Genomic DNA, 21084 nt, shown 5'->3' on the forward strand with positions numbered 1-21084 from the left:
CTTTCCCCGGGCACACTGGCAACCACCTTTCCTGGCGCCCGCGCCCACAGGATTCCCGCATGAACTTCCGCTTCCGTCGTTTCCTTGCCACCACCACCCTGGCCGTGGCCTGCGCCGCCGCCGGCAGCGCCTGGGCTGGCGCCCGCGATGACCTGAAGACTTTCACCAGTGGCCTGAAGGGCCTGGACGGACAGTTCAGCCAGCAGGTGTTCGACAGCCGCGGCAAGGTGAAGGAATCGACCAGCGGCCGTGTGGCGCTGTCGGCGCCGCGCCTGTTCCGTTGGGAATACGTGCGCCCGCACGAGCAGTTGATCGTGGCTGACGGCAAGAAGGTCTGGATGTACGAGCCGGACCTGGAGCAGGCCACCGTGCGCGAGCAGGGCAAGGAAGAACAGAACAGCCCGCTGACCGCACTGATCAACCCGGCGCTGCTGGAGCAGCAGTACGACGTCAGTGAAGAGGCCGCACAGCGCGACGGCCTGCAGTGGCTGTCGCTTTCGCCGAAGCGCGAGACCGAAGCCAGCTTCCAGTACGCCGCGTTGGGCTTCAACGCTCAGGGCTTGGCCAAGATGGAAATCACCGACGCGGTCGGCCAGCGCACCGTGATCAGCTTCAGTGGCTGGAAGCGCAACCCGGGCTTCGCTGCAGGCACCTTCAGCTTTACGCCGCCCAAGGGCACCGACGTTATCGGTAATTGATGGCGGTCGCCGGGCATGGCCCGGCGCTACCTGCTCTGGTGGGTGCCAACCGTTGGCTGGCACGCTTGGGATCTGCCGGCCGGCCGGCCGGCTGGCTCATCCGTTGTCCGGATGAACGATCACCTGCCACGCGGTGCCATCAAATCGAATCAGGTCCCAGGGCGTCAGCACCCACAGCACGCTACCGACGGAACTGATATCAACAATCGTTGCATCTCTCAGTTCTTCGGGGATGCTTTCCAGCAACGGTTCAACTACGCCGGTTTCTAGACTGTAGACGTAGAGGCCGCCATTCTCCGAGCCGATGTAAACCTGTTGCTTGTACTGGCACACAGAGTTGAAGTTGATGCCTTCGCCGACCTCGTGGTGCAGGCACTCGAATCCAGTGGAGATATCGCCCGTAACGATGGTGCCGTCCATGCCTACAAAGACGAGGCGGCCTTGGTCAGTCCTGCAAGCATGAAACAGCTCCGCAGTAGTGACTTGTTCGGGCACGGTCCAGCTCGAGCCATCCCAGTGCGCAATCAAGCCATGGGAGCCGATTGCGTAGAGGTCGGCAAAGCCCGTTCCGCAGAGGTCGTTCACGCTGCCCACGTGGAACTCAGCGAGTAGCTGGTTGAATCCTCCATCCTCCCGTACACCGGTCATGTGAGCGCGCCAATCGGCCAATCTCCGGCGAAGCTCTGCGTAGCATTCCATCGGATCTTGAGGAAGTGCGGGAAAATCGCCCAGTTCGAGCAGATGGCCGAAATCGTCGAGCCAACTGTCGAAGTCATCCAGGTCCGAGTCGTCTTCGTCCTCCTCGCAGAAGACAGTCGCGAATTGGGTTGGAAGCTGCTGCCATCCGGCTTCACCCCGATGATGGATCTGTCCTCTTGTGCCCGCGCAGAAAAGGTCGTCGCCCAGCAATCGCAAACAGGTAAGACCTCCGGGGAAGTCGGCGCCTTCCGCCGAGACGTACTCGATCGTGGCCCCAGCACGGGAGTAATCTTCCAGCTGCCCATGGAAATCCAGGGCAAGCACACGACGGGGGCGGCCGCCTTCCTCCTCTGGAACAAACTGTGTGGACATGACCTGGAAGTCCTGCAGGTCATGGTAGAACCACTCCTCTTTGGGGGTGCGGCCAAAGACGAACATGCGGGTGGGTGGGCCGGGATCCGGGTCGTAGTAGTCATGCCCGGGGCCAAGGGCGGCAGCCAGATAGTAGATGTCCTCGTCGACCGCGCAGCCAGCAATGAACTCAAGGAGATTGGATTCGGGATCTCGCACGCTTGGGTCCTGAAGGGTTGAGTTCCAAATTCTCGGCTACTGACGAGGGTGCACGACCCCCGGGAAAGTACACTCCATGTGAATCAGTGGCTTACCGAAGAATTGGCTGCGGCGGCTTCGGCTCATTTCCGACACATTGCCAAGCTGCCGGCCAGCGGCCGGCACTACTGATCCCTGCGGCTTGATCCGCCGGGCATGGCCCGGCGCTACCGTTGGGCGGCGCGGTACAATAGCCGCGTGCCAAGACATCGCTCCACTTCCTCCCCTGGCCCCGATCTACTGAGCGTCGATCGGGATCACCTGCGCCCGCTGGCCGAGCGCATGCGCCCGCGCACCCTCGACGAAATGGTCGGGCAGAAACGCCTGCTGGCGCCGGACAGTGCGCTGCGTCGCGCCGTCGAATCCGGGCGCGTGCATTCGATGATCCTGTGGGGGCCGCCGGGCTGCGGCAAGACAACGCTGGCGCTGCTGCTGGCCGAGTACTCCGACGCTGAATTCCGCGCCATCTCCGCGGTGCTGTCCGGGCTGCCGGAGGTGCGCCAGGTGCTGGCCGAGGCCGCGCAACGCTTCGCCGAAGGCCGCCGCACCGTGCTGTTCGTGGATGAGGTACATCGCTTCAACAAGGCGCAGCAGGATGCGTTCCTGCCGCATATCGAGCGCGGCACCATCCTGTTCGTCGGTGCCACCACCGAGAATCCATCGTTCGAGCTGAATTCGGCGCTGCTGTCGCGTTGCCGCGTGCATGTGCTGGAAGCGGTATCACCAACCGATATCGTCGAAGCGCTGGAACGTGCGCTGGGGGATCGCGAGCGCGGCCTGGGCGAGGAGGGTATCGAGGTCGCTCCCGAGCTGCTGCTGGAAATCGCCACCGCTGCCGATGGTGACGTGCGCCGTGCGCTGACCCTGTTGGAAATTGCCGCAGAACTGGCGGGCGGGGAGGGTGGCCGCATCACCCCGCAGACCCTGACCCAGGTGCTGGCCGACCGTACCCGCCGCTTCGACAAGGGCGGCGAGCAGTTCTACGACCAGATTTCGGCGCTGCACAAGTCCGTGCGCAGCTCCAACCCCGATGCTGCGCTGTACTGGCTGACCCGCATGCTCGATGGCGGCTGCGATCCGTCGTATCTCGCGCGCCGGCTGACCCGCATGGCCATCGAGGACATCGGCCTGGCCGATCCGCGCGCGCAGAGCATGGCGCTGGAAGCCTGGGACATCTACGAGCGGCTGGGCAGCCCGGAAGGCGAGCTCGCGTTCGCCCAGTTGGTGCTGTACCTGGCCAGCACCGCCAAGTCGAACGCGGGCTACGCCGCGTTCAACCAGGCCAAGGCCGACGTGCGCCAGAGCGGTACCGAAGAGGTGCCGCTGCACCTGCGCAATGCGCCGACCAAGCTGATGAAGGAACTGGGCTACGGCGCCGAATACCAGTACGACCACGATGCCGAAGGAGGCATCGCGCTGGACCAGACCGGTTTTCCGGACGCGATGGGCGAACGGGTGTACTACAACCCGGTGCCGCGCGGCCTGGAGATCAAGCTGAAGGAAAAGCTGGATCGGCTGCGCGCCGAGCGCGAGGCGGCGCGGGCCGCAAAGGGCCGTTGAGTCGGCTCATGTAGCGTCGAGCCACGCTCGACTCCACTCTGGACCGAGCCAGCAGCACCTGCGGAAACAGCAGCCGAGCATGGCTCGGCTCTACAGGGCTAATGGCGGTCAAGTGTGGTTCGTCATCACATTGTCCTGCGGGCGTTCCTTTGGCAGACTGCGCGGCTACTTTTTCAAGGATCGATGCCGTGCAGGAAATGATTCTGCCGTTGAAGCGTTATGCCCAGTTCGAGGGCCGTGCCAACCGTCGCGAGTACTGGATGTTCCAGCTGTTCCTGTTGATCGTCTCGGCCGTCCTGATGGTGCCGCTCATCGCCGGGCTGGTGATGCAGTCCGACATGCTGGGCATCGCGTCGATCATCCTGTTCGTCGTGTTCTGGCTGGCCACGTTCGTGCCGGTCATCGCCGTCACCGTGCGCCGCCTGCATGACTGCAACCAGTCGGGCTGGCTGTACCTGCTGGCCTTTGTTCCGTTCGGTGGCCTGGTGATCTTCGTGTTCGCGCTGCTGCCGGGTACACCGCAGGAGAACGTCTACGGCCCGGTGCCTGCGGGGCCGTGAGACTGCGTGAGTCGAGCATGGCTCGACTTCTACAGGACGGGAAAACGAAGCCGGCGTTTCGCCGGCTTCCTTCTTACTTGATGCTGCAATCGCCGAAGGACAGGAAATCCGTTCCCGAGCTGAACTGCAGCGTGCAGCTGGCGGTGAAGGTCGCGCCTTCTTCCAGCGCGCCCAGCTTGGCCGCCTGCTGCTCATCGTCGCTGGTCAGCCGGGCCAGGACATTGCCCTGGTCATCGCCGGCCTCGATCAGCGGTTCGCCCGCCAGGTTGCTGGAAACGCTCAGTGCCACGGCAGTGAATGTCACCGTCTGGTTGAGTTCGTCCATACCCAGTGACGAATTGCCGGCTTCTTCAAAGGCCTGGTAGAGCGTTGGCAGGTCCTGTGCGGCATGGGCGGCCAGCGGTGCGAGCAGGCCGAGGGAAAGGGCGATCAGGGTGGTGCGCTTCAAGGTGTTCTCGCAGTCACGGGATCCATTCCCGTGGGTGGTGGTGAGCAGATCCACGCCATGCGTGGATGGGTTTGGCAAGGGACAGGGCGCGGCCGATGGCTCGATCGCCCATCCATCCGCAGCCCTGCGAGGGAAGGGCGCTCCTGCGCCCCGCTGCCCGGCAAAATAGTGGATTCGGTGTTTCTGGCGCAACCGGGAAAATGAACGCATCGCGCGCGTGATACACAGTGTGACATTTGATCGATGTGATAATCATTCGCGTTTAAGGTAGACTGCGGTCCCCTGTGAACCGGCGGCCATCGGCCGCTCGTGCCGCCGCTGATGAAGCATTTCGTCCCTCCTTTGCGCCGTGGTCCACTGGCCCGCGGCATGGCCGCCTTGATGATGGGTCTGCTCCTGGCCACCCCGTACGCCCATGCGCAGCAGCGCAATCCGCTGCAGAAGATCGGCCACACCGTGCTCGACGAGCCGGCGGCCAGCTATCGCTTCGAGCATTTCGTGTTGGACAGCCCGGACCAGCAGCGCCGTTGGCGGGTGAACCTGGCGATCCCGGTCAAGGCCAGCAAGGTGCCCTCTCCGGTGCTGTACGCGCTGGACGGCAACGCCGTCGCCATGGTCCTGGACCAGCCGCTGCTGGCCGAACTGGCCACGCGCAAAGCGCCACCGGTGCTGGTGCTGATCGGCTACGACAATGACCTTCGGATCGATTCCAGGGCGCGCACCCGCGACTACACCGCGTGGATCGACCGTGCCGACGACGAGAGCGGTACAACCCAGGCGGTCGGTGGTGGTGCCGCGGCCTTCCTGGATGTGATCGAGCGCCGCATCAAGCCGGAAGTCGAGCGACGCGCACGCATCGATACGCAGCAGCAAGCACTGTGGGGGCACTCGTTGGGCGGGCTGTTCGTGCTCAATGCGCTGTACACCCGTCCCGCCGCCTTCCAGTCCTATCTGGCCGCCAGCCCGTCGCTGTGGTGGAGCCAGGGCGCGGCGCTGGGTGATCCGGAGCAGCAGTTCGTGCAGAACGTGCACGGCCAGCCGGCAAAGCTCTGGCTGATGCTGGGCGGTGCCGAGCGTGTTGGCGATCGTGGCAAGCGCGACCTGAGCAACCCACGGGTGGTCGCGCACCTGCGCCGCATTGGCGGTGCCACGCCGGATGCGGCGATGCAGCTGTCCGAGCGGCTGGCGAAGGTGCCGGGCCTGAGCGTGCAGTACCGCGAGTTCCCGGGGCTGGGACACGGCCCGATGCTGCCGGCCTCGTTCCATGCCGCGCTGCATGAACTGTACGGCGTGACCGACCGCAGCGCCGGCGATGGCGCGCCCAGTGGCGGGGACAACGCCGCCGAATGAATGCCTTCGCACGCGATGCCGTGCGACCCCACTACCCAGGCGAGGCTGCCGGCGTGCAGCGGCCCAGGCAACCGATGACTCCCGCGCCGCGTGGCGCGGCCTACGTGTGCAAGGAGCCTTCCATGTCGTTCCGTCCGTCTTTCCGTCTCACCTCTCTCGCCGCCGGCCTCTTGCTGGCGGTGACCGCCACCGCGCAGCCGGTGTTCGACCAGCCGGCCAACGCCACCTTCAAGGGTGAAGTCGTCTCACGCGGTGAGAACGTGGTTCCCGGCAGCACTGCCGACGTGGTCGGCCGTGGGTTCTTGCCGGGCCAGAAGGTCAGCCTGCTGCGCGGTGACAGCGTGCTCAACGCGCAGCCGCTGGTGGTCGATGCTGATGGCAACTTCAAGACCCAGTTGAGCATTCCGGCCGACGCGGTGCCGGGCACTCATCCGGTGGTGGTGCGCGCCAGCCAACCGGCTGCGGCCACCGTGCTGAAGCTGCGCGTCTCGCCGCAGCTGCCGCTGTCCGGCCAGGCGCAGTTCGCCACCCAGTCCAGCAAGCTGGTGCCGGGCCTGTACCAGTCCGCTTACAGCGCCGCCAGCAATGCGGTGTTCGTGACCTCGGCGGTGGGTCGCCCGCCGGTGACCCAGTCGCAGCTGCTGAAGCTGGACCCGAAGTCGCTGAAGGTGACCAAGGCGATCACCCCGGCGCAGGTGCCGGGCAGCACCAATGGTGCGGTGTATGCGGTCTACGGCGTGGGCGTGGATGACACCAACGGCAATGTGTGGGTGACCAATACCCGCCAGAACTCGATCGCGGTCTACCGCCAGAAGGACCTGTCGCTGGTCCACCAGTTCCCGGTCGACACCGTGCCGCACGCGCGCGACGTAGTCGTCGACGGTACGCACGGCAAAGTGTTCGCTTCTGCCACCGGCGGGGACCACCTGACGGTGTTCGATGCGAAGACCCTCAAGGAACTGCCGCAGGTGACGCTGGAATCCGGCGTGGACGACGGCAAGTTCACCCCGATGAGCCTGGTGCTGGACGAGAAGGGCGGCAAGCTGTTCACCGTCAGCATCGGCACCCCGGAGGCGGCAGTGATCGATGTGGCCAGCGGCAAGGTCGAGAAGGTCATCGATCTGGGCAATTCGATCAGTGCCTCGGGCGTGGCCTTCGACGCGGCGCGCAACCGCCTGTACGTGGCCTCGCAGGGCACCGACAACCTGCTGATCGTCGACGTGGCTGCCGGCAAGGTGCTGCATGACGTGCCGGTCGGCGCCGGTGCGCTGAACGTCGCCTTCGATGATGCCTCCGGCCTGGCCTATGTCAGCAACCGTGGCGCTGGCACGGTCACCGTGGTGAACGGTGACGGCAAGGTGGTCGCCAATCTTGATGGCGGCACGCTGCCGAACCATGTGCGCGCCGATGGCAAGGGCAACGTGTTCGCGGTGAACAAGTCGCGCGGCGCCGAAGACCCGAAGGGTGACCGCATCACCCGCATCACCCCGAAGCAGTAAGTCACACGGTGGGGCGGCGTGTGCGTCGCCCTGCCAGCAAGGAGATTGTGCATGAACATCGCGTCCCGTCTGCGCCTGTGTGCGCTTCCGTTGGCTGTTTCGCTGGCGCTGGCTGCCTGTGGTGGCTCGTCGGCTCCCTCTGATGCCAATACGCCTGCCGAGTCGCCCGCAGCAACGGCACCCGCTGCGGAAACCGCGCTGCCGGCAGGCTGGCAGCGCGTGGCAGGTGCCGAAATGCCGGCCGTGCACGGCCGGAAGGCGGTGCTCCCGGCCAAGGTGCATTCCGACGATGGCGCTGACATTGAAGTGGCCGATACCAGTCGCATCATCGCCGGTGGCGACGACGTCATCGCGGTGATCGAAGCACTGGGGCTGGGCAAGCAGGTCTTCGCCGCGCCGACCAACACCACCACCCAGGCCGGCCTGGCCGCGCCGCACCAGTTCCTGTTCAACCGGACCACTGGCGTGGAGGGCGTGCTGAGCCTGCAGGGCTCGCTGTTCCTCGGCAACAGCCTGCGCCGCCACACCGAGCTGGCGAAAAAGCTGCGCGAGGTGGGCGAGCCAGCGGTGGTCATCGATGACCTGCAGCCGGCGCCGGACAAGGTGCGCAAGGTCGCCGCCGCACTAGGGCTGGCCGAGGCAGGGCAAGCACTGGCCATGCAGGTGCAGCGCCAGCTCGACGAGGCTGCAGCGATTGGCAAGGGCCTGGGCCATGCACCACGAGTGATCCACGTCTCGGCCACCGGCGCCGGTGGCTCTCCGACCGTCGCCGGTGCCGACAGTGCGTCGGCGCAGCTGATCGCACTGGCGGGCGGCATCAACATCGGCACCGAGGCGGGGGTGAAGAACTACTCGCAGCTGAGCAATGAAGGCGTGGTCGCCGCAGCGCCCGAGGTGATCCTGGTGACCGAGCATGACCTGCAGCTGTTCGGCGGTGCCGAGGGCCTGTGGAAGGCATACCCGACGCTGAAGCAGACCCCGGCCGGGCAGGCCAATCGGGTCTGGGTGATGCCGGACGTGCAGCTGAAGTACACCAGTGTCGGTTCCGGTGCTGGCGCGCTGGCGCTGGCCAAGGCCCTGGCGGCGTTGCCGAAGGCATGAGTCCGGCGGATCGGCGCCGCCGTCGCGGGCGGACGATGTTGCTGGTGGCGTTGCTGGCACTGCTGGGGGCAGTGCTGGCGTCGTTCGCCGTGGGCCCGCTGCGGCTGCCGCCGCTGGAGGTGATGCAGGCGCTTGCGGTGAAGCTGGGCCTGCTGGATCCGCAGGCAGTCAGTAGCCGCGATCTGGCCGTGGTCTGGCAACTGCGCATTCCGCGTGCCCTGCTGGGTGCGATGGTGGGCGCGTCTCTGGCGATGGCCGGTGCCAGCCTGCAGGGCCTGTTCGGTAATCCGCTGGCCGACCCCGGCATCGTCGGTGTCAGCCAGGGTGCTGCGCTGGGTGCGGTGGCTGCCATTGTTCTCGGCGCTGCAGGTGCGGCCGGCTGGCTGGTGCCGGTGGCAGCCTTCGTCGGCGGCGCGCTGGCGATCGGCCTGACGTATGCGTTGGCACGGCCCGGCAAAGGCGCGGGTAACGCCACGCTGCTGCTGGTCGGTATCGCGATGGCCGCGTTCTGCTCGGCGCTGATCGGTTTCCTCACCTACATCGCCAGCGAAAGCGAGCTGCAGTCGCTGGTGTTCTGGCAGATGGGCTCGCTGGCGCGTGCCAACTGGGCCGATGTGGCGGCGGTGGTGCCCCTGTTTGCCATCGGCGTGTTCGCGTTGCAGCGGTTGGCCACGCCGCTGGACATGCTGGCGCTGGGCGAACGCCAGGCGCAGCATCTGGGGCTGGACGTGACCCGCACGCGGCGTCGCCTGGTGGCGTTCAGTGCGCTGCTGGTGGGCGCGGCGGTGGCCTTTGCCGGCTCGATCAGCTTCGTCGGCCTGGTGGTGCCGCACGTGGCGCGCCTGTTGGTCGGCCCCGGGCATCGCTGGCTGCTGCCGTTGTCCGGCCTGCTCGGTGCGCTGCTGATCGTGGTGGCCGACACCGCCGCACGCACGCTCGATCCGCCCGCGGAGATTCCGCTGGGCTTGTTCTCGGCCGCGCTGGGCGCACCGTTCTTCCTCTGGCTGGTGCTGCAGCAGCGCCGCAAGGCGGCCCCATGAGCGTGCTGCTGAAACTGCACGAGGTGGTGGTGCGCCGCCAGCAGCGCGAGATCCTGCATGGCATCTCGCTGGCGTTCGAGCCGGGTACGGTGACCGCCCTGGTTGGACCGAATGGCGCGGGCAAATCCACGCTGTTGGCGGTGGCTGCCGGTGACCTGCGGGCCGATGCGGGCGAGGTGAGCCTGTTGGGCAAACCGCTGGCCAGCTACAAGGCCGGACCACTGGCGCGCGAGCGCGCGGTGATGCCACAGGAGCACGGCGTGCGCTTTGCCTTCAGCGTGGAAGAAGTGGTGGCGATGGGGCGTTTGCCGCATCCGCCGGATCCAGTGGTGGATGACGCCCAGGTGGAAGCGGCAATCGATGCCGCGGAACTGCAGGCGCTGCGCCTGCGCGAGGTGCAGCAGCTGTCCGGTGGTGAATCGGCCCGCACCACGTTCGCGCGCGTGCTGGCGCAGGACACGCCGCTGTTGTTGCTTGATGAGCCGACGGCCGCGCTGGATCTGCGCCACCAGGAGCGCACGCTGCGCAGTGTGCGTGCCTGTGCCGAAGCCGGTGCGTGCGTGATCGTGGTGCTGCACGATCTGAACCTGGCGGCTGGCTATGCCGACCGCATCGTGCTGCTGGAGCAGGGCAGGGTGGCCGCTGATGGTACGCCGCCGCAGGTGCTGACCGAAGATAACCTGCAGCGGGTCTACCAGCAGGATGTGGTGGTGCTGGAGCATCCGCGGCGCGGGGTGCCGCTGGTTGTGGTGACCTGAACGAAGGCCGCCGGGTTGCTCCGGGTATCATGGTTGCTTCGTTTTCTTCAATGGACTGATGCCATGTTCCGTACCGTCACGCGCAGCGTGCTGCTTGCCACGATGATTGCTTCCGTTTGCGCAGCCCATGCAGCTTCGACCTCCCAGGTTTCGCTGACCGACGCGGCCGAGAACGCCTCGCTGATAGAGACCTGGCATTCCAGTGGCGAGGGCGCCGCTGTGACGTCGATGAAGACGCAGTACTTCGCCAACGAGGAAATGTCGGTGAGTTGGGACGACCAGCAGGTGCTGGTGCTGTGCAGGGAGACGGCGTATCTGAAGATTCCTGCGGCCAAGCTCAAGGCCGGAGCGTTGACCACCGAGCAGCGGCAGATGATCGTCTATCAGGCATTGATGTCCGGCCTGGCGGCTGTCGCGGGCGTTGTCGGGCCGGCAGGGGAGAGGGTGACCGTGGCTGATGATGGCAGCGAGACCCGCAGCGTTGGCGAAAATAACTGGGCATATGGTGTTGAGCGATACGAAGTGATCACCCAGCGGCTGCCGGACGGTGCACTTCGGGTCCGGACCCGCAAGACGGAAACCGTGAATGCCACGCCGCCGGCGGGCCCGGACGACATGTTCAGCACCGAGGACGACCAGGCGGCGCGCTTGTCCGAACTGGCGCCGGTGGGCAGCTGGACCGAAGTGGTGGTCCACGGTGGCGCACGGCAGCCGCATGTGGATCCGGCGATGTCGTTGAAGGGGTGGATTTCGATGGGGGATGACCAGGCAGCGACCGTGGCGGATGCCCGCACGCTGCATGGGTGCAAGTAAGGCGTCAGGCACTCATCACAGCCACCCGCGGGGTGGTTCTACTGTGGTGTGCCTCGTTCCATTTATGCGTTCAATATTCACTTGCGCGCCAGATTGGCAGGTCTAGAATGCGCCCCATGAACCGGATGCCGCTCCTGAAGTTTTTCACCCTGACCCGCGCAAGCGCGGAACGGGCGTGTCTGCCTGGAGCCCCACGAGACCGTTGAAACGGCCATCGCTGGACCTTCGACAGAGCGCCCTCCGGGGCGCTCTTTTCGTTTTTGTTTTTTGTGAGTCGACTGACAGTCGACTCTACCCAGTACCGCAAAGGAGAACGTGCCATGCACCAGATCGCCGAGACCGAACGCTAGCCGCGCACCCTGTCGCCAACCGGGGTGCGCGGCCCCCAAAGTTGGCTTTGCAGGAACCTTTCCCATGAACACCCAAGTCCTTTCCCGTCGTCGCAACCTTGGCATCATTGCCCACATCGACGCCGGCAAAACCACGTTGACCGAACGCCTGCTGTGGAAAAGCGGCGAAATCCATCGCGTCGGCGAAGTGCACGATGGCAATGCGACCACCGATTTCTCGGCAATCGAGCGCGAACGGGGCATCACCATCGGCGCGGCCGCCGTGCAGGCGCAGTGGGCACCGCGTGACCTGCCGCCGCATCGGCTGACCCTGATCGATACCCCTGGCCACATCGACTTCGCCATCGAAGTCGAACGTTCGCTGCGCGTGCTCGACGGCGCCGTGGCCGTGTTCTCGGCCGTGGATGGCGTGCAGCCGCAGTCCGAGACGGTGTGGCGCCAGGCGCGCCGTCATCGCGTGCCGCTGATCGCCTTCGTCAACAAGATGGACCGCGTCGGCGCGTCGTTCGAGCGCGTACTGGAGCAGCTTCAGGACAAGCTTCAGGCGCGACCGTGGGCGCTGGGCGTGCCGTTGGGCAGCGAGAGCGACTTCAACGGCTGGGTCGACCTGGTCGATGAGCGCGTGCTGCAGTGGCGCGACGGCGCGACGACCATCAGCCCGTGGGACGACGCGGCACGTATCCAGTGGCGAGCCCAGCGCGATGCTCTGGTCGAAGCCGTGGCCGATCATGACGAAGAACTGGCCGATGCCTGGCTGGAAGGTCGGGTGATCGATGCCGGGGCGCTGCGCGCGGCGATCCGCCGGGCGACGCTGGCGGGTGCGGGCGTGCCCGTGCTGGCCGGTGCTGCGTTCAAGGACAAGGGCATCGAGACGCTGCTGGATGCCGTGGTCGATTACCTGCCGTCGCCGCTGGATCGCCCTGCCGTCAGCGCCGAAAGCGATGAGGGTGAGGTGGTCTTGCCGCCCGATCCTGATGGCCCGCTGGCGGGGCTGCTGTTCAAGATTACCCACCAGCAGCACGGTGCACTGAGCTTCGTGCGGCTGTACTCGGGCACCTTGAAGGTGGGCGACGCGGTGGCCAGTTCGCAGCATCCGCAGGGACGGCGGGTCAGCCGGCTGGTGCGGGTGCAGGCCGACCAGACCCACGACATTGAACAGGCCGTGGCCGGTGACATCGTCGCGGTGCTGGGCTGGAAGGATGCGGTCAGCGGTGAAACGCTGAGCGGCCGTGCGCTGCCGTTGCGCCTGGAGAACATCCAGGCACAGGCGCCGGTGCTGGCCTGGCGGTTGGAACCGGCGCGTGCGGCCGACCTGATCCGGATGGCGCAGGGACTGGCGAGCCTGGCCCAGGAAGATCCGTCGTTCCGCGTTGAAACCGATCGCGATACGGCAGAGACCCTGGTCTGGGGTATGGGCGAGCTGCACCTGGAAGTGATGGTCGAGCGCCTGCGCAGCGAGTGGAACGTCGACGTGGGCGTAGGTGCGCCGCGCGTGGCCTACCAGGAGACGCCGATGCGCGCGATGACGGGTGTCGTTGGGCGGCTGGTCAAGCAGACCGGTGGCCAGGGCCAGTTCGCGCACGTGGTGCTGGACGTGGCGCCGCGTGAGGACGACCAGGTGGTGTTCAACGACCGCATCGTCGGTGGCGTGGTGCCGCGCAGCTTCATCGCGGCGGTGGAGAAGGGCGTGCGTGCCGCACTGTCGGAAGGGCCGCAGGGTCATCCGGTGGTCGGTATCGAGGTCAGTCTTGTCGATGGCCAGACCCATGCCAAGGACTCGTCGGAGATGGCGTTCCATCGCGCAGGCGCCGAGGCGATCAAGGCGGCGCTGGCCGAGGGTGGCACGCAGCTGCTGGAGCCGGTGATGGCGGTGACGGTGCATTCGCCGTCGACATCGGTGGGTGACGTGGTGGGCGACCTCAACCGGCGCCATGGCCGCATCGCCCGCATCGACGATCAGGACGGTCGGGCCGAGGTCAGTGGCTTTGCGCCGCTGGCGCAGCTGGTGGGGTACACCACCGCGCTGCGGTCGCTCAGCCAGGGACGGGCCAGCAGCGAAGCGCACCTGCACGGCTATGAACCGGTACGCGCTGCATGAGGAAGGCGAGGGGAGCCCGTTCGCGGGCTCCCACTTTATTTGTTCGGGTTTCCGCATCCACGCATGGCGTGGATCTAGCGGGTGACCGGGTCGCGAGCTCTGCAGTAGATCCACGCCATGCGTGGATGGATCCGCACCGACACGGCAACTTTGGCGCTGCATCGCAACAAAAGTGCAGAAAAAGCTGGATTAAAGTGATGCCTCACGATAAATTGCGCCCCCCGTTGCTCGCCGCCGCCCGCACCCCTCTCATGCGTGATGACAAAGACCCCGGAACCCTGGAGCTGACCCTGCCGCGCAAGCGCGGCCGTCCGCCCAAGTTCGGGTACGCGATGAGCGATGCGCAGCGCGCCGCGCGTTATCGCGCGCGCCGGGCAGGGCAGGCCAACCATGCCGACGTGCGTTCCTGCAGCGATATGGTGCTGCTGGACAAGATCCGTGCCGCGGTGAGCGCGCGCGACACCGAGCTGGCCGGGTTCCTGGTGCACGTGCTCTGGCAGCGCTACCCCTTGCAGCTGAAATAGGCCGTCGGTGGGGTGGCCGTTGTCATCGAGCTTGTTGATAATGCGGGATTCAGGTTGTTCCCGCTGGCGCGCCCGGGATGGCAGGCGCGCATGATTGAACGGTTCCCAAGATGACCACCACCAGCGACACCACCACCGAAGCGGCGCCGAGCGGCGCTCCCCTGTTCTATACCCGTCCGGTGCCGCTGCAGGCCGATGTGCACGCCGATCTGCGCATCCTGCCGGGCAGGCTCGAGTTTGCGGCCGGCAACAACGCCATTCCGCTGGTGCTGGGCGAGTTCTCACTGGCCCTGCACCACTTCCCGATTCTGTTCGCTGGCCCGACCGCCGTGCCGATGGCGGCCGTCGGTGTGTCCGACCAGAACCTGTTCATCAAGGACGGCCTGTGGGAAGACGAGGCCTACATTCCGGCCTACCTGCGTCGCCACCCCTTCATTTTCATCGACACCGGTGCGGACAACGACTTCCTGCTGGGCATCGACGAAGAGAGCTCGCGCGTGGTCAAGGGGGGGGACGAAGGCCAGCCGCTGTTCGTGGACGGCAAGGCCACCGACATGGTGCAGCAGGCGTTGGAGTTCTGCGGCCAGTACACCCGCGAGCACGAACAGACCCAGGCCTTCTCCAAGGCCCTGATCGACAACGGCCTGCTGGTCGAGCGCAACGCCACCGTGCGCACTCCGGGTGGCCGCGAGTTCAACCTCAATGGCTTCCTGGTGGTGGACGTTGAGAAGTTCGTGGCGTTGCCGGAAGCGACCGTGGTCGAGTGGCACCGCAGCGGCTGGTTGGCGCTGATCCATCAGCACCTGATGTCGCTGGGGCGATTCAACGACCTGACCCGTCGCCAGGTCGAGCGCCTGGCGGCCTGATCAGCTTGAAGGCACGGCTTCCGCCTTGCGGGAGCCGTGCCACTGCTGCAATCCCTGCAGCAGTCGCCATGCCTCGACCCAGTCGGGCGTGGCCTGCTGCCCCAACTCCCACAGGGCGGCCGCGGTGCCGGCCTGGTCGATTGCCCGGCACATCTGCAACGTGCCCTGCAGGCGGTGCGCATGATGGCGCAATGTCGCGGCATCGGCGTCCTGCAGGGACTGTTCGATGCCGGCCAGCTCATGGGCGATATCCGCAGCGAAATCCGGGTCGGCGCCCCGCGCGCTACAAGGCGCGGCAGCGTGCGCCGAAGGCGGAAGGCCCAGCGCCTGCAGCAAGTCTGCCACCTGCAGCGGCTTGACCAGGACGGCGTCGAATCCGGCCCGGCGACAGCGCGCCACGTGCCGGCGCCCCATGCGGGCGGACAGGGCAATCACTCGCAGGGGCGCCTTTGCCCGCGCGCGCAGCTGCTGTGCCAAGCCGTAGCCGTCCCGGCCGTGGAGCCCGATATCCAGCACCACCGTGCCGCGCGGTCGCAGCGCCTGTTCGGCCAACGCGGTTTCCGCATCGGCAACCGCGCACACATCGGCACCCAGCCGACGCAGTTGCTCTGCCACGACGCGCCGGCTGAGTGCATGGTCCTCGACCAGGAGCAGCTCTGTGCCCGTCAACGGCGCCTGCTGCGGGCGCTCGATGGTGGGCGGATCGCGAGGGACAGCGCGGACCGGCAGTCGCAGGGTGAAGCGACTGCCGCGCCCATGTACGCTGTACGCGGACAGGTTGCCGCCCATGGCAATGGCCAGCCCGCGCGCAATCGTCAGGCCCAGGCCAGTGCCGCCGCACTTCTGGCCATCCTCTCCCTGCTGGAACGGGCGGAACAGTAGCGGCAGTTGCGCGGGGGCGATACCGATGCCGCTGTCGATCACATCCAGCAACAGCTCCCTGGCAGACGGGATGGGTGACAGCTGCAGGCGCACTTCGATGCCACCGGCATCAGTGAACTTCAACGCGTTGCCCAGCAGGTTGTCGACAATCTGGCGCAGCCCGTCAGCATCGAGTGCGACCGTCGGCGCGGGGTCGGGCGTGCAATCAAGCTTGAGGGACAATCCCCTGCGCAGTGCCTCCGGCCGGATCGCGTCCAGTGCATGGGCACAGAGCTGGCCGACGTCGCAAGGTACGACGTGGGGCCTGAAGCTGCCGCTGGCCAGACGCGAGAACGCGAGCGAGCGGTCGAGCAGCCCGCGCAGCGCGTGGCCGGCGGCACGCGCGGCCGCGAGCAGGTCGTGCTCTCTCCTGGACAGGCGCGACTGGCTCAGCAGGTCGATCGAAGCCAGTATCGTCTGCGCGGAATTGCGCACTTCGTGGCTGATCATTCCTGCCGCGCGCCCAAGGCGTTGCTCCGCGCGACCGATTCGCCAACGTAGTGCCTGCCAGAACATGGTCAGGCCGATGAGTATTGCGGCCACATACAGCAGCCAGGGCAGGTGCAGGGCGCGCACCCGGTCAAGCGCGTTCTCGACGGGGGCGGGCAGCATCTGCTGCGCCCACAATGCCAGCAGGCCCGCGTGCTCTTCGAGCGTGTTGTCGTGCAGTGCCTGGTCGATGCGCGTCAGCAGCTGCTGGTCCTCGCGGCGCACGAGCAGGTGCAGATCGGTGGAGAAGTCGCTCTCGAACGGATGAAGCTGCAGTTTGCCCGCGAAGTGCCGCCGGATCATCGCGTGCAGTGTAGCTTCCAGGCCGATCGCAGCATCGGCGATGCCGTTGTCCACGGCGGCCAGGGCTGCATGCCGATCGGGCAAGTGCAGCAGGCGGACCTGCGGATGGTGGGTTGCCAGCCAGCTGGCATAAGGGCCGCCGCGAATCACGGCCAGCACCTGCGCCTTCACGCTGCCGACGTCACGTGGCGCGTGCTCGCCTTTACGCACGGCCAGGACCGTCTTGCCGCCATCGAAGGCGCCGGATGCCATCAGGCCGGGGCAGGGCCGTGGGCGATGCGCCGGGCCGCCCATCACCAGCACCAGATCGGCCTCGTGCCGGCAGACTGCAGTGACCGCTGCCCTCGTGCTGGTGTAGGCGATGTCACGGAAGCGCAGTCCGGAATGGTCAGCCACGAGCTGCGCATAGCCGTGGGCGAGGGTCGGGAGCGGGATCGAGTCCGCCAGTGGTGCAGGCAGCGGGCGCAATGATGGCGCGGTGGCGACCCGTACTTCGCGACCCGCCGGCCACGCCTGCAGATGTGCATCCTCGGCCGAGGCTGCTGGCAGCAGGATCAGGACCATCAACGAGGTGACAAAGGTATGCAACCGGAGGCGAACACGGCGCCTCATCGGAGGTTCCGCTGCTCTCGCAGTGCATAGATCTCCACGTCATTGCGCAGCCCGAGCTTGCGCAGGGCGGCCACCTTCTGGGTGCTGACCGTCTTGACGCTGCGGTGGCGGCGCAATGCGATCTCCGACACGGTCAGGCCGGACAGGAGCAGGCCCAGCACTTCGCGTTCATTGCGACTGAGTTCGTCGCGGCAGGCCGGGACCAGGCAATCGGCCGGCAGGCGGCACAATCCCTGCGATACACGCACGATGGCCTCGGACAGCATCTCCAGCGGCTCGGATTTGCTGACAATGCCGCTGATGCCGGCCGCCAGAAGGTGGTCCACGCGGGTTGTTGGCGTCAGCGTGGCGAAGGCCAGCAGGGGCACATGAGGAAAGCGCTCCCGCAGCAAGGGAACCAGCTCATCACTGCTGCGGTCGCCAGGCGCCAGGGTGAGATCGATGATGGCGACATCCACTGCCAGCTTGCGCAGGCAGCCGATGAACGCGTCGCTGTGGGTGTGGCTGGCGACAATGTTGAAGCGGACGTCGCGGCACAGGTGCAAGGCGGTGCCGCGGCGGACGACTTCGTGATCGTCTAGCAGTGCGAGCCGCAGACGGCGCGGTGCAGGGTATCCATTCATGCGCTGGGAGGTGATCGGCGCCCGGGAGGGCGTGGCGACCATTCTGGCGCTGCTGCCGCGCCGGGCACCGAATTTGCTGGATTTTTGCGATTATTCCTAAGAGTCAATGTGCGCGAACCATCAATCCAGGGGTGTTAATTGATGTAATGGATCGCCACGCCCGAATCCAGGCCCTTCAGAAGTTGGCGGGCGATGCCGCCCAGCGCAAAGGGTCGTGGCGTGTCATCGGACCGACTGCGGCACGCGTCTGAGCTTGCGGGTGTCATAACCCATGGCCGCAATCCGTGCGACCGCCTGCTCATAGTCATGCTCGGACACCTGTGGTGTGCGGGCCATGTACCAGACGTAGTCGCGCTTGCTGCGCGCCACGATGGTCTGGTGGTAGCTCTCGTCGAGCCAGGCAATCACGTACTCGGCCTGGATTGGCCAGATGAACTGCATGCCCCAGATCGCGCCATTGCCTTCCTTCTCCACACGACCGATGGGATGCATCGACTTCTGCGGCGCATCGAAGCTGCCCTTGCGGTAGGTGAAGGTGGTCTGGATGCGCCCGTCGGGACGAAGTGCGTAACTCTCCACCGCGTCGAAGGCCTCGCGTTCGGGGCGCGACGGGATATGCGCGATCACGTACCAATCGCCCATGAAGCGCGGCACATCCACGGATGGCGGGCGCGGCAGCGGGCGGGTGTCGCTGGAACTGCAGCCGGAACCGAACAGGCCGACCGCGATCAGGGGAAGCAGCGAGAACATGCGCATGTTGCACCTCAGCGGGGTCGGAACAGATAGTGGGCCACCAGCCACTGCTGGCCGTCGTCATAGCCAAACAACTCGGCACAGGCCATCCAGAACATCCGCCAGCGCTGCCACCAGACCTTCGCTGCAGCCTGGCCATAGGTTGCGATCAACACCGGCATCACCTGCTGGCGGGCCGCATCCTGGTTGGCCAGCCAGTGGTCGGCGGTGCGCTGGTAGTGGGTGCCGTCCAGCAGCCAGCGCTGGTCGAGCCGCAGGTCGCGCTGGAAATGCAGCAGGGTGTCAGCTGCCGGCATCAGCCCGCCGGTGAAGAAGTGCCGCCCCATCCAGTTGTCGCCGCCGTCTGTCTCGAACGGATACATCAATGTGCGATGGGCGAAGATGTGCACGAACAGCGCGCCGTCCGGCTTCAACCACCGAGCGATGCCCGCCAGCAGGCGCTCGTAGTTGCGCACGTGTTCGAACATCTCCACCGACACGCAGCGGTCGAAGCGTGCCGCAGGCAGCTCAAGCTGGTTGACATCGCGGGTGATCACCTCGACGTTGTGCAGCCCCCTGGCTTCACACTGCGCCATGATGTGCTGGCGTTGGCTGTGCGAATTGGAAACGGCGGTGATGCTGGCCTGCGGGTAGCGTTCGGCCATCCACAGGGTCAGTGAGCCCCAGCCGCATCCCAGTTCGAGAATCTGCTGGCCATCGGCCAGGCCTGCGCGCTGGCCGTACAGTTCCAGCATCGCGTCCTCGGCCTGGTCCAGCGTTTCGCGCCCGGTGGGGTAGTAGCAGCTGCTGTACTTCAGTCGCTTGCCCAGGCAGGCCTGGAAAAAGGCAGCTGGCACTTCATAGTGCTGTCGGTTGGCTGCGTCGGTGTGCAATGCGAGTGGGCTGTCGGCCAGCTCGGCGATGCGCCGGCTGAAGCGCGCCGACTGGCCTTCGATGCCACCCTCGCTTTCCTCATGCAGGCGTTGCGCGCACAAGCGGCGGATGCCCGCACGCAGCGCCGCATCGGGGACCAGCCCGCGTTCGGCCCAGGCGATCAGCCCGGTTTCCGCATCTTCGGCTGGGTTCAGTGACGGGATCGCGCTCATGCGGAATGCTCCTTGGAAGAACGGGGAAACCAGGGAAAGAACATCGGTGTGCTGCGCTGGTAGGCGCGATAGTCGTCGCCGCGGCTGCGCAGCGCCTGTTTCTCGGTGAATGGAATGCCGCTGAGGTAGCGCAGGAACACGTACATCAGCAATGGGCCGGCCCACGCCAGCCACCACAGTGGAGAACCGACGGCGAGCAGCACATAAGTGAACCAGTGCAGCCACTCGAAGAAGTAGTTGGGGTGGCGGGAATAGCGCCAGAGCCCTTCGCGGCAGGTGCGGCCCTTGTTTGCCGGGTCGGCACGGAACCGGGCCAGCTGCCGGTCGGCCAGTGCTTCGCCGCCGACGCTCAGCAGCCACACCAGCGCGGCGGCCACGGCCCACCACGTCATGCGGCTGCTCGGGTTGGCGGCCACTGCGACAAAGGGCAGGGCAAACAGCAGCACCAGCAATGCCTGCGCCATGAAGAAGCCAAAGATCTTGCCCTGGTGGCCCTGCCAGTGTTCGCGCAGATAGCGGTAGCGCCCGTCTTCCGGTTCGCTACGGACCCGGTGCCAGAGGTGCAGGGCCAAACGGCTGCCCCAGAGGCCGCCGAGCACGCCCAGCGCGATCCGCGGCACCGTCGCGCCGTCGCCGAGCAGCGCCAGCAACAGGGCCGATGCACCGACGCCCTTGGCCCAGAGCACATCGACCACGCCGATGTTCTGGTGGCGGCGCTGCCAGGCCCAGCCCCAACTCATCATCAGCAAGGTGTACAGCAGGACCCACAGGAGATGGTTCATGAAGGAACTCCAGCCAGGGGCGGCGAGCTGGCTCGTGAGCCGCGACGGGCGCAGTGGCACAGCAGTGAAAGCGCGATGCACCAGCCCGCACCCAGTACCAGCAGGCCCTGCCATGCCGGCACAGCGAACCGCACTGCATCAAAGCCACGTGCCGCGGACAGATAGGCCAGCGGTGCCAGCAGCAGGCCGAACAGCGCCGGCAGGGCACGGTGGCGCAGCAGGAAGCGCATCGAGGTCGTCAGCGTCATCGCGAACGCGGCCCACAGCGCCATGATCCACGGCGGAGGCGCCCAGGCGAGCGGGGCGGCGGCGTAACGAACGGTGCCGGTCGCAGCGGCGCTGGCATCGACCAGCCAGGCGCAGGCCAGCGCCAGCACCATCAACCGAAGGTCCAGCCGTGGTTGCGGCGACGTCAGAAGCTGGCTGCCGATGTAGAGAGAGGCTGCCAGCAACGCCGGCCACTGCCAGCCGCGCCCGGCGCCGGCCACGGCGCACAGCCAGACCAGCTGGTTGCCAAGCAGATTGGCCCAGAACCGGCGCATC

20 protein-coding genes are annotated in these 21084 nt (G+C 66.4%); 12 read left to right on the top strand and 8 right to left on the bottom strand.

The window, feature by feature from the left end:
- The first annotated feature begins 59 nt into the window (after window positions 1-59).
- Window positions 60-698 (top strand): outer membrane lipoprotein periplasmic chaperone LolA, encoded by a 639-nt coding sequence (lolA, locus tag AC5P9W_RS08480; protein ID WP_005413289.1) that lies wholly within the window; start codon window positions 60-62, stop codon window positions 696-698.
- 96 nt (window positions 699-794) lie between these two features.
- Here the strand turns inward: lolA and AC5P9W_RS08485 are convergent, their stop codons facing one another.
- Window positions 795-1967 carry a hypothetical protein gene (locus AC5P9W_RS08485; protein ID WP_495219052.1) on the bottom strand — a complete coding sequence of 391 codons (1173 nt, stop codon included), beginning with the start codon at window positions 1965-1967 and terminating at the stop codon, window positions 795-797.
- 321 nt (window positions 1968-2288) lie between these two features.
- Between AC5P9W_RS08485 and AC5P9W_RS08490 the strand changes: the two genes are divergently transcribed.
- Window positions 2289-3566: a replication-associated recombination protein A gene (locus AC5P9W_RS08490; protein ID WP_227852611.1), complete on the top strand. Its 1278-nt coding sequence runs from the start codon at window positions 2289-2291 to the stop codon at window positions 3564-3566.
- Window positions 3567-3754: 188 nt separating this feature from the next.
- A complete protein-coding gene (locus AC5P9W_RS08495) occupies window positions 3755-4126 on the top strand; it encodes a DUF805 domain-containing protein (protein WP_111098317.1) in 372 nt (123 codons plus the stop codon).
- Between the two features lie 73 nt (window positions 4127-4199).
- Here AC5P9W_RS08495 and AC5P9W_RS08500 read toward each other — a convergent pair whose 3' ends face one another.
- Window positions 4200-4574: a hypothetical protein gene (locus tag AC5P9W_RS08500; protein WP_495219138.1), complete on the bottom strand. Its 375-nt coding sequence runs from the start codon at window positions 4572-4574 to the stop codon at window positions 4200-4202.
- A 321-nt stretch (window positions 4575-4895) separates the two neighbouring features.
- On the opposite strand from AC5P9W_RS08500, the gene AC5P9W_RS08505 reads away from it, so the two are divergent.
- The 9 genes from AC5P9W_RS08505 to AC5P9W_RS08545 all read left to right on the top strand — a co-directional run bounded on the left by AC5P9W_RS08505 (window position 4896) and on the right by AC5P9W_RS08545 (window position 14973).
- Entirely contained in the window at window positions 4896-5924 is a 1029-nt protein-coding gene (locus AC5P9W_RS08505; RefSeq protein ID WP_495219054.1) for an alpha/beta hydrolase, read from the top strand.
- A 122-nt stretch (window positions 5925-6046) separates the two neighbouring features.
- Entirely contained in the window at window positions 6047-7423 is a 1377-nt protein-coding gene (locus AC5P9W_RS08510) for a YncE family protein (RefSeq protein WP_111098316.1), read from the top strand.
- Window positions 7424-7474: 51 nt separating this feature from the next.
- On the top strand, window positions 7475-8524 hold the full coding sequence (locus tag AC5P9W_RS08515; RefSeq protein WP_021201790.1) for a heme/hemin ABC transporter substrate-binding protein: 1050 nt from the start codon (window positions 7475-7477) through the stop codon (window positions 8522-8524).
- Window positions 8521-9564 (top strand): FecCD family ABC transporter permease, encoded by a 1044-nt coding sequence (locus AC5P9W_RS08520; RefSeq protein WP_111098315.1) that lies wholly within the window; start codon window positions 8521-8523, stop codon window positions 9562-9564. The genes AC5P9W_RS08515 and AC5P9W_RS08520 overlap by 4 nt, the downstream gene beginning before the upstream one ends.
- A complete protein-coding gene (locus AC5P9W_RS08525) occupies window positions 9561-10322 on the top strand; it encodes a heme ABC transporter ATP-binding protein (protein ID WP_111098314.1) in 762 nt (253 codons plus the stop codon). Before AC5P9W_RS08520 ends, AC5P9W_RS08525 begins: the two co-directional genes overlap by 4 nt.
- Window positions 10323-10385: 63 nt before the next feature.
- A complete protein-coding gene (locus AC5P9W_RS08530; protein WP_021201793.1) occupies window positions 10386-11135 on the top strand; it encodes a hypothetical protein in 750 nt (249 codons plus the stop codon).
- Between the two features lie 414 nt (window positions 11136-11549).
- Complete coding sequence (fusA, locus tag AC5P9W_RS08535) at window positions 11550-13583, top strand: elongation factor G (protein WP_111098313.1); 2034 nt, start codon at window positions 11550-11552, stop codon at window positions 13581-13583.
- 251 nt (window positions 13584-13834) lie between these two features.
- Window positions 13835-14107 carry a hypothetical protein gene (locus AC5P9W_RS08540; protein ID WP_005409616.1) on the top strand — a complete coding sequence of 91 codons (273 nt, stop codon included), beginning with the start codon at window positions 13835-13837 and terminating at the stop codon, window positions 14105-14107.
- Between the two features lie 110 nt (window positions 14108-14217).
- The gene (locus tag AC5P9W_RS08545) at window positions 14218-14973 is read left to right on the top strand and encodes a SapC family protein (RefSeq protein ID WP_495219055.1); all 756 of its coding nucleotides are present in this window, start codon (window positions 14218-14220) and stop codon (window positions 14971-14973) included.
- Here the strand turns inward: AC5P9W_RS08545 and AC5P9W_RS08550 are convergent, their stop codons facing one another.
- The 6 genes from AC5P9W_RS08550 to AC5P9W_RS08575 all read right to left on the bottom strand — a co-directional run bounded on the left by AC5P9W_RS08550 (window position 14974) and on the right by AC5P9W_RS08575 (window position 21083).
- Window positions 14974-17298, bottom strand: coding sequence for an ATP-binding protein (locus AC5P9W_RS08550; protein WP_495219056.1), 2325 nt, complete (start codon window positions 17296-17298; stop codon window positions 14974-14976). It lies immediately after the preceding gene.
- Window positions 17295-17963, bottom strand: a complete 669-nt coding sequence (locus AC5P9W_RS08555; protein WP_495219057.1) for a LuxR C-terminal-related transcriptional regulator — start codon at window positions 17961-17963, stop codon at window positions 17295-17297. The genes AC5P9W_RS08550 and AC5P9W_RS08555 overlap by 4 nt, the downstream gene beginning before the upstream one ends.
- A gap of 180 nt (window positions 17964-18143) precedes the next feature.
- Window positions 18144-18677 carry a lipocalin family protein gene (locus AC5P9W_RS08560; RefSeq protein ID WP_111102735.1) on the bottom strand — a complete coding sequence of 178 codons (534 nt, stop codon included), beginning with the start codon at window positions 18675-18677 and terminating at the stop codon, window positions 18144-18146.
- An 8-nt stretch (window positions 18678-18685) separates the two neighbouring features.
- On the bottom strand, window positions 18686-19759 hold the full coding sequence (locus AC5P9W_RS08565) for an SAM-dependent methyltransferase (protein WP_021201796.1): 1074 nt from the start codon (window positions 19757-19759) through the stop codon (window positions 18686-18688).
- Window positions 19756-20541, bottom strand: a complete 786-nt coding sequence (locus AC5P9W_RS08570) for a DUF1295 domain-containing protein (RefSeq protein WP_021201797.1) — start codon at window positions 20539-20541, stop codon at window positions 19756-19758. The genes AC5P9W_RS08565 and AC5P9W_RS08570 overlap by 4 nt, the downstream gene beginning before the upstream one ends.
- Window positions 20538-21083, bottom strand: a complete 546-nt coding sequence (locus AC5P9W_RS08575) for a DUF2878 domain-containing protein (protein WP_019659667.1) — start codon at window positions 21081-21083, stop codon at window positions 20538-20540. Before AC5P9W_RS08575 ends, AC5P9W_RS08570 begins: the two co-directional genes overlap by 4 nt.
- Window position 21084: the final 1 nt, after the last annotated feature.

It is taken from the genome of Stenotrophomonas sp. YJH_SMC_33 (assembly GCF_059372295.1).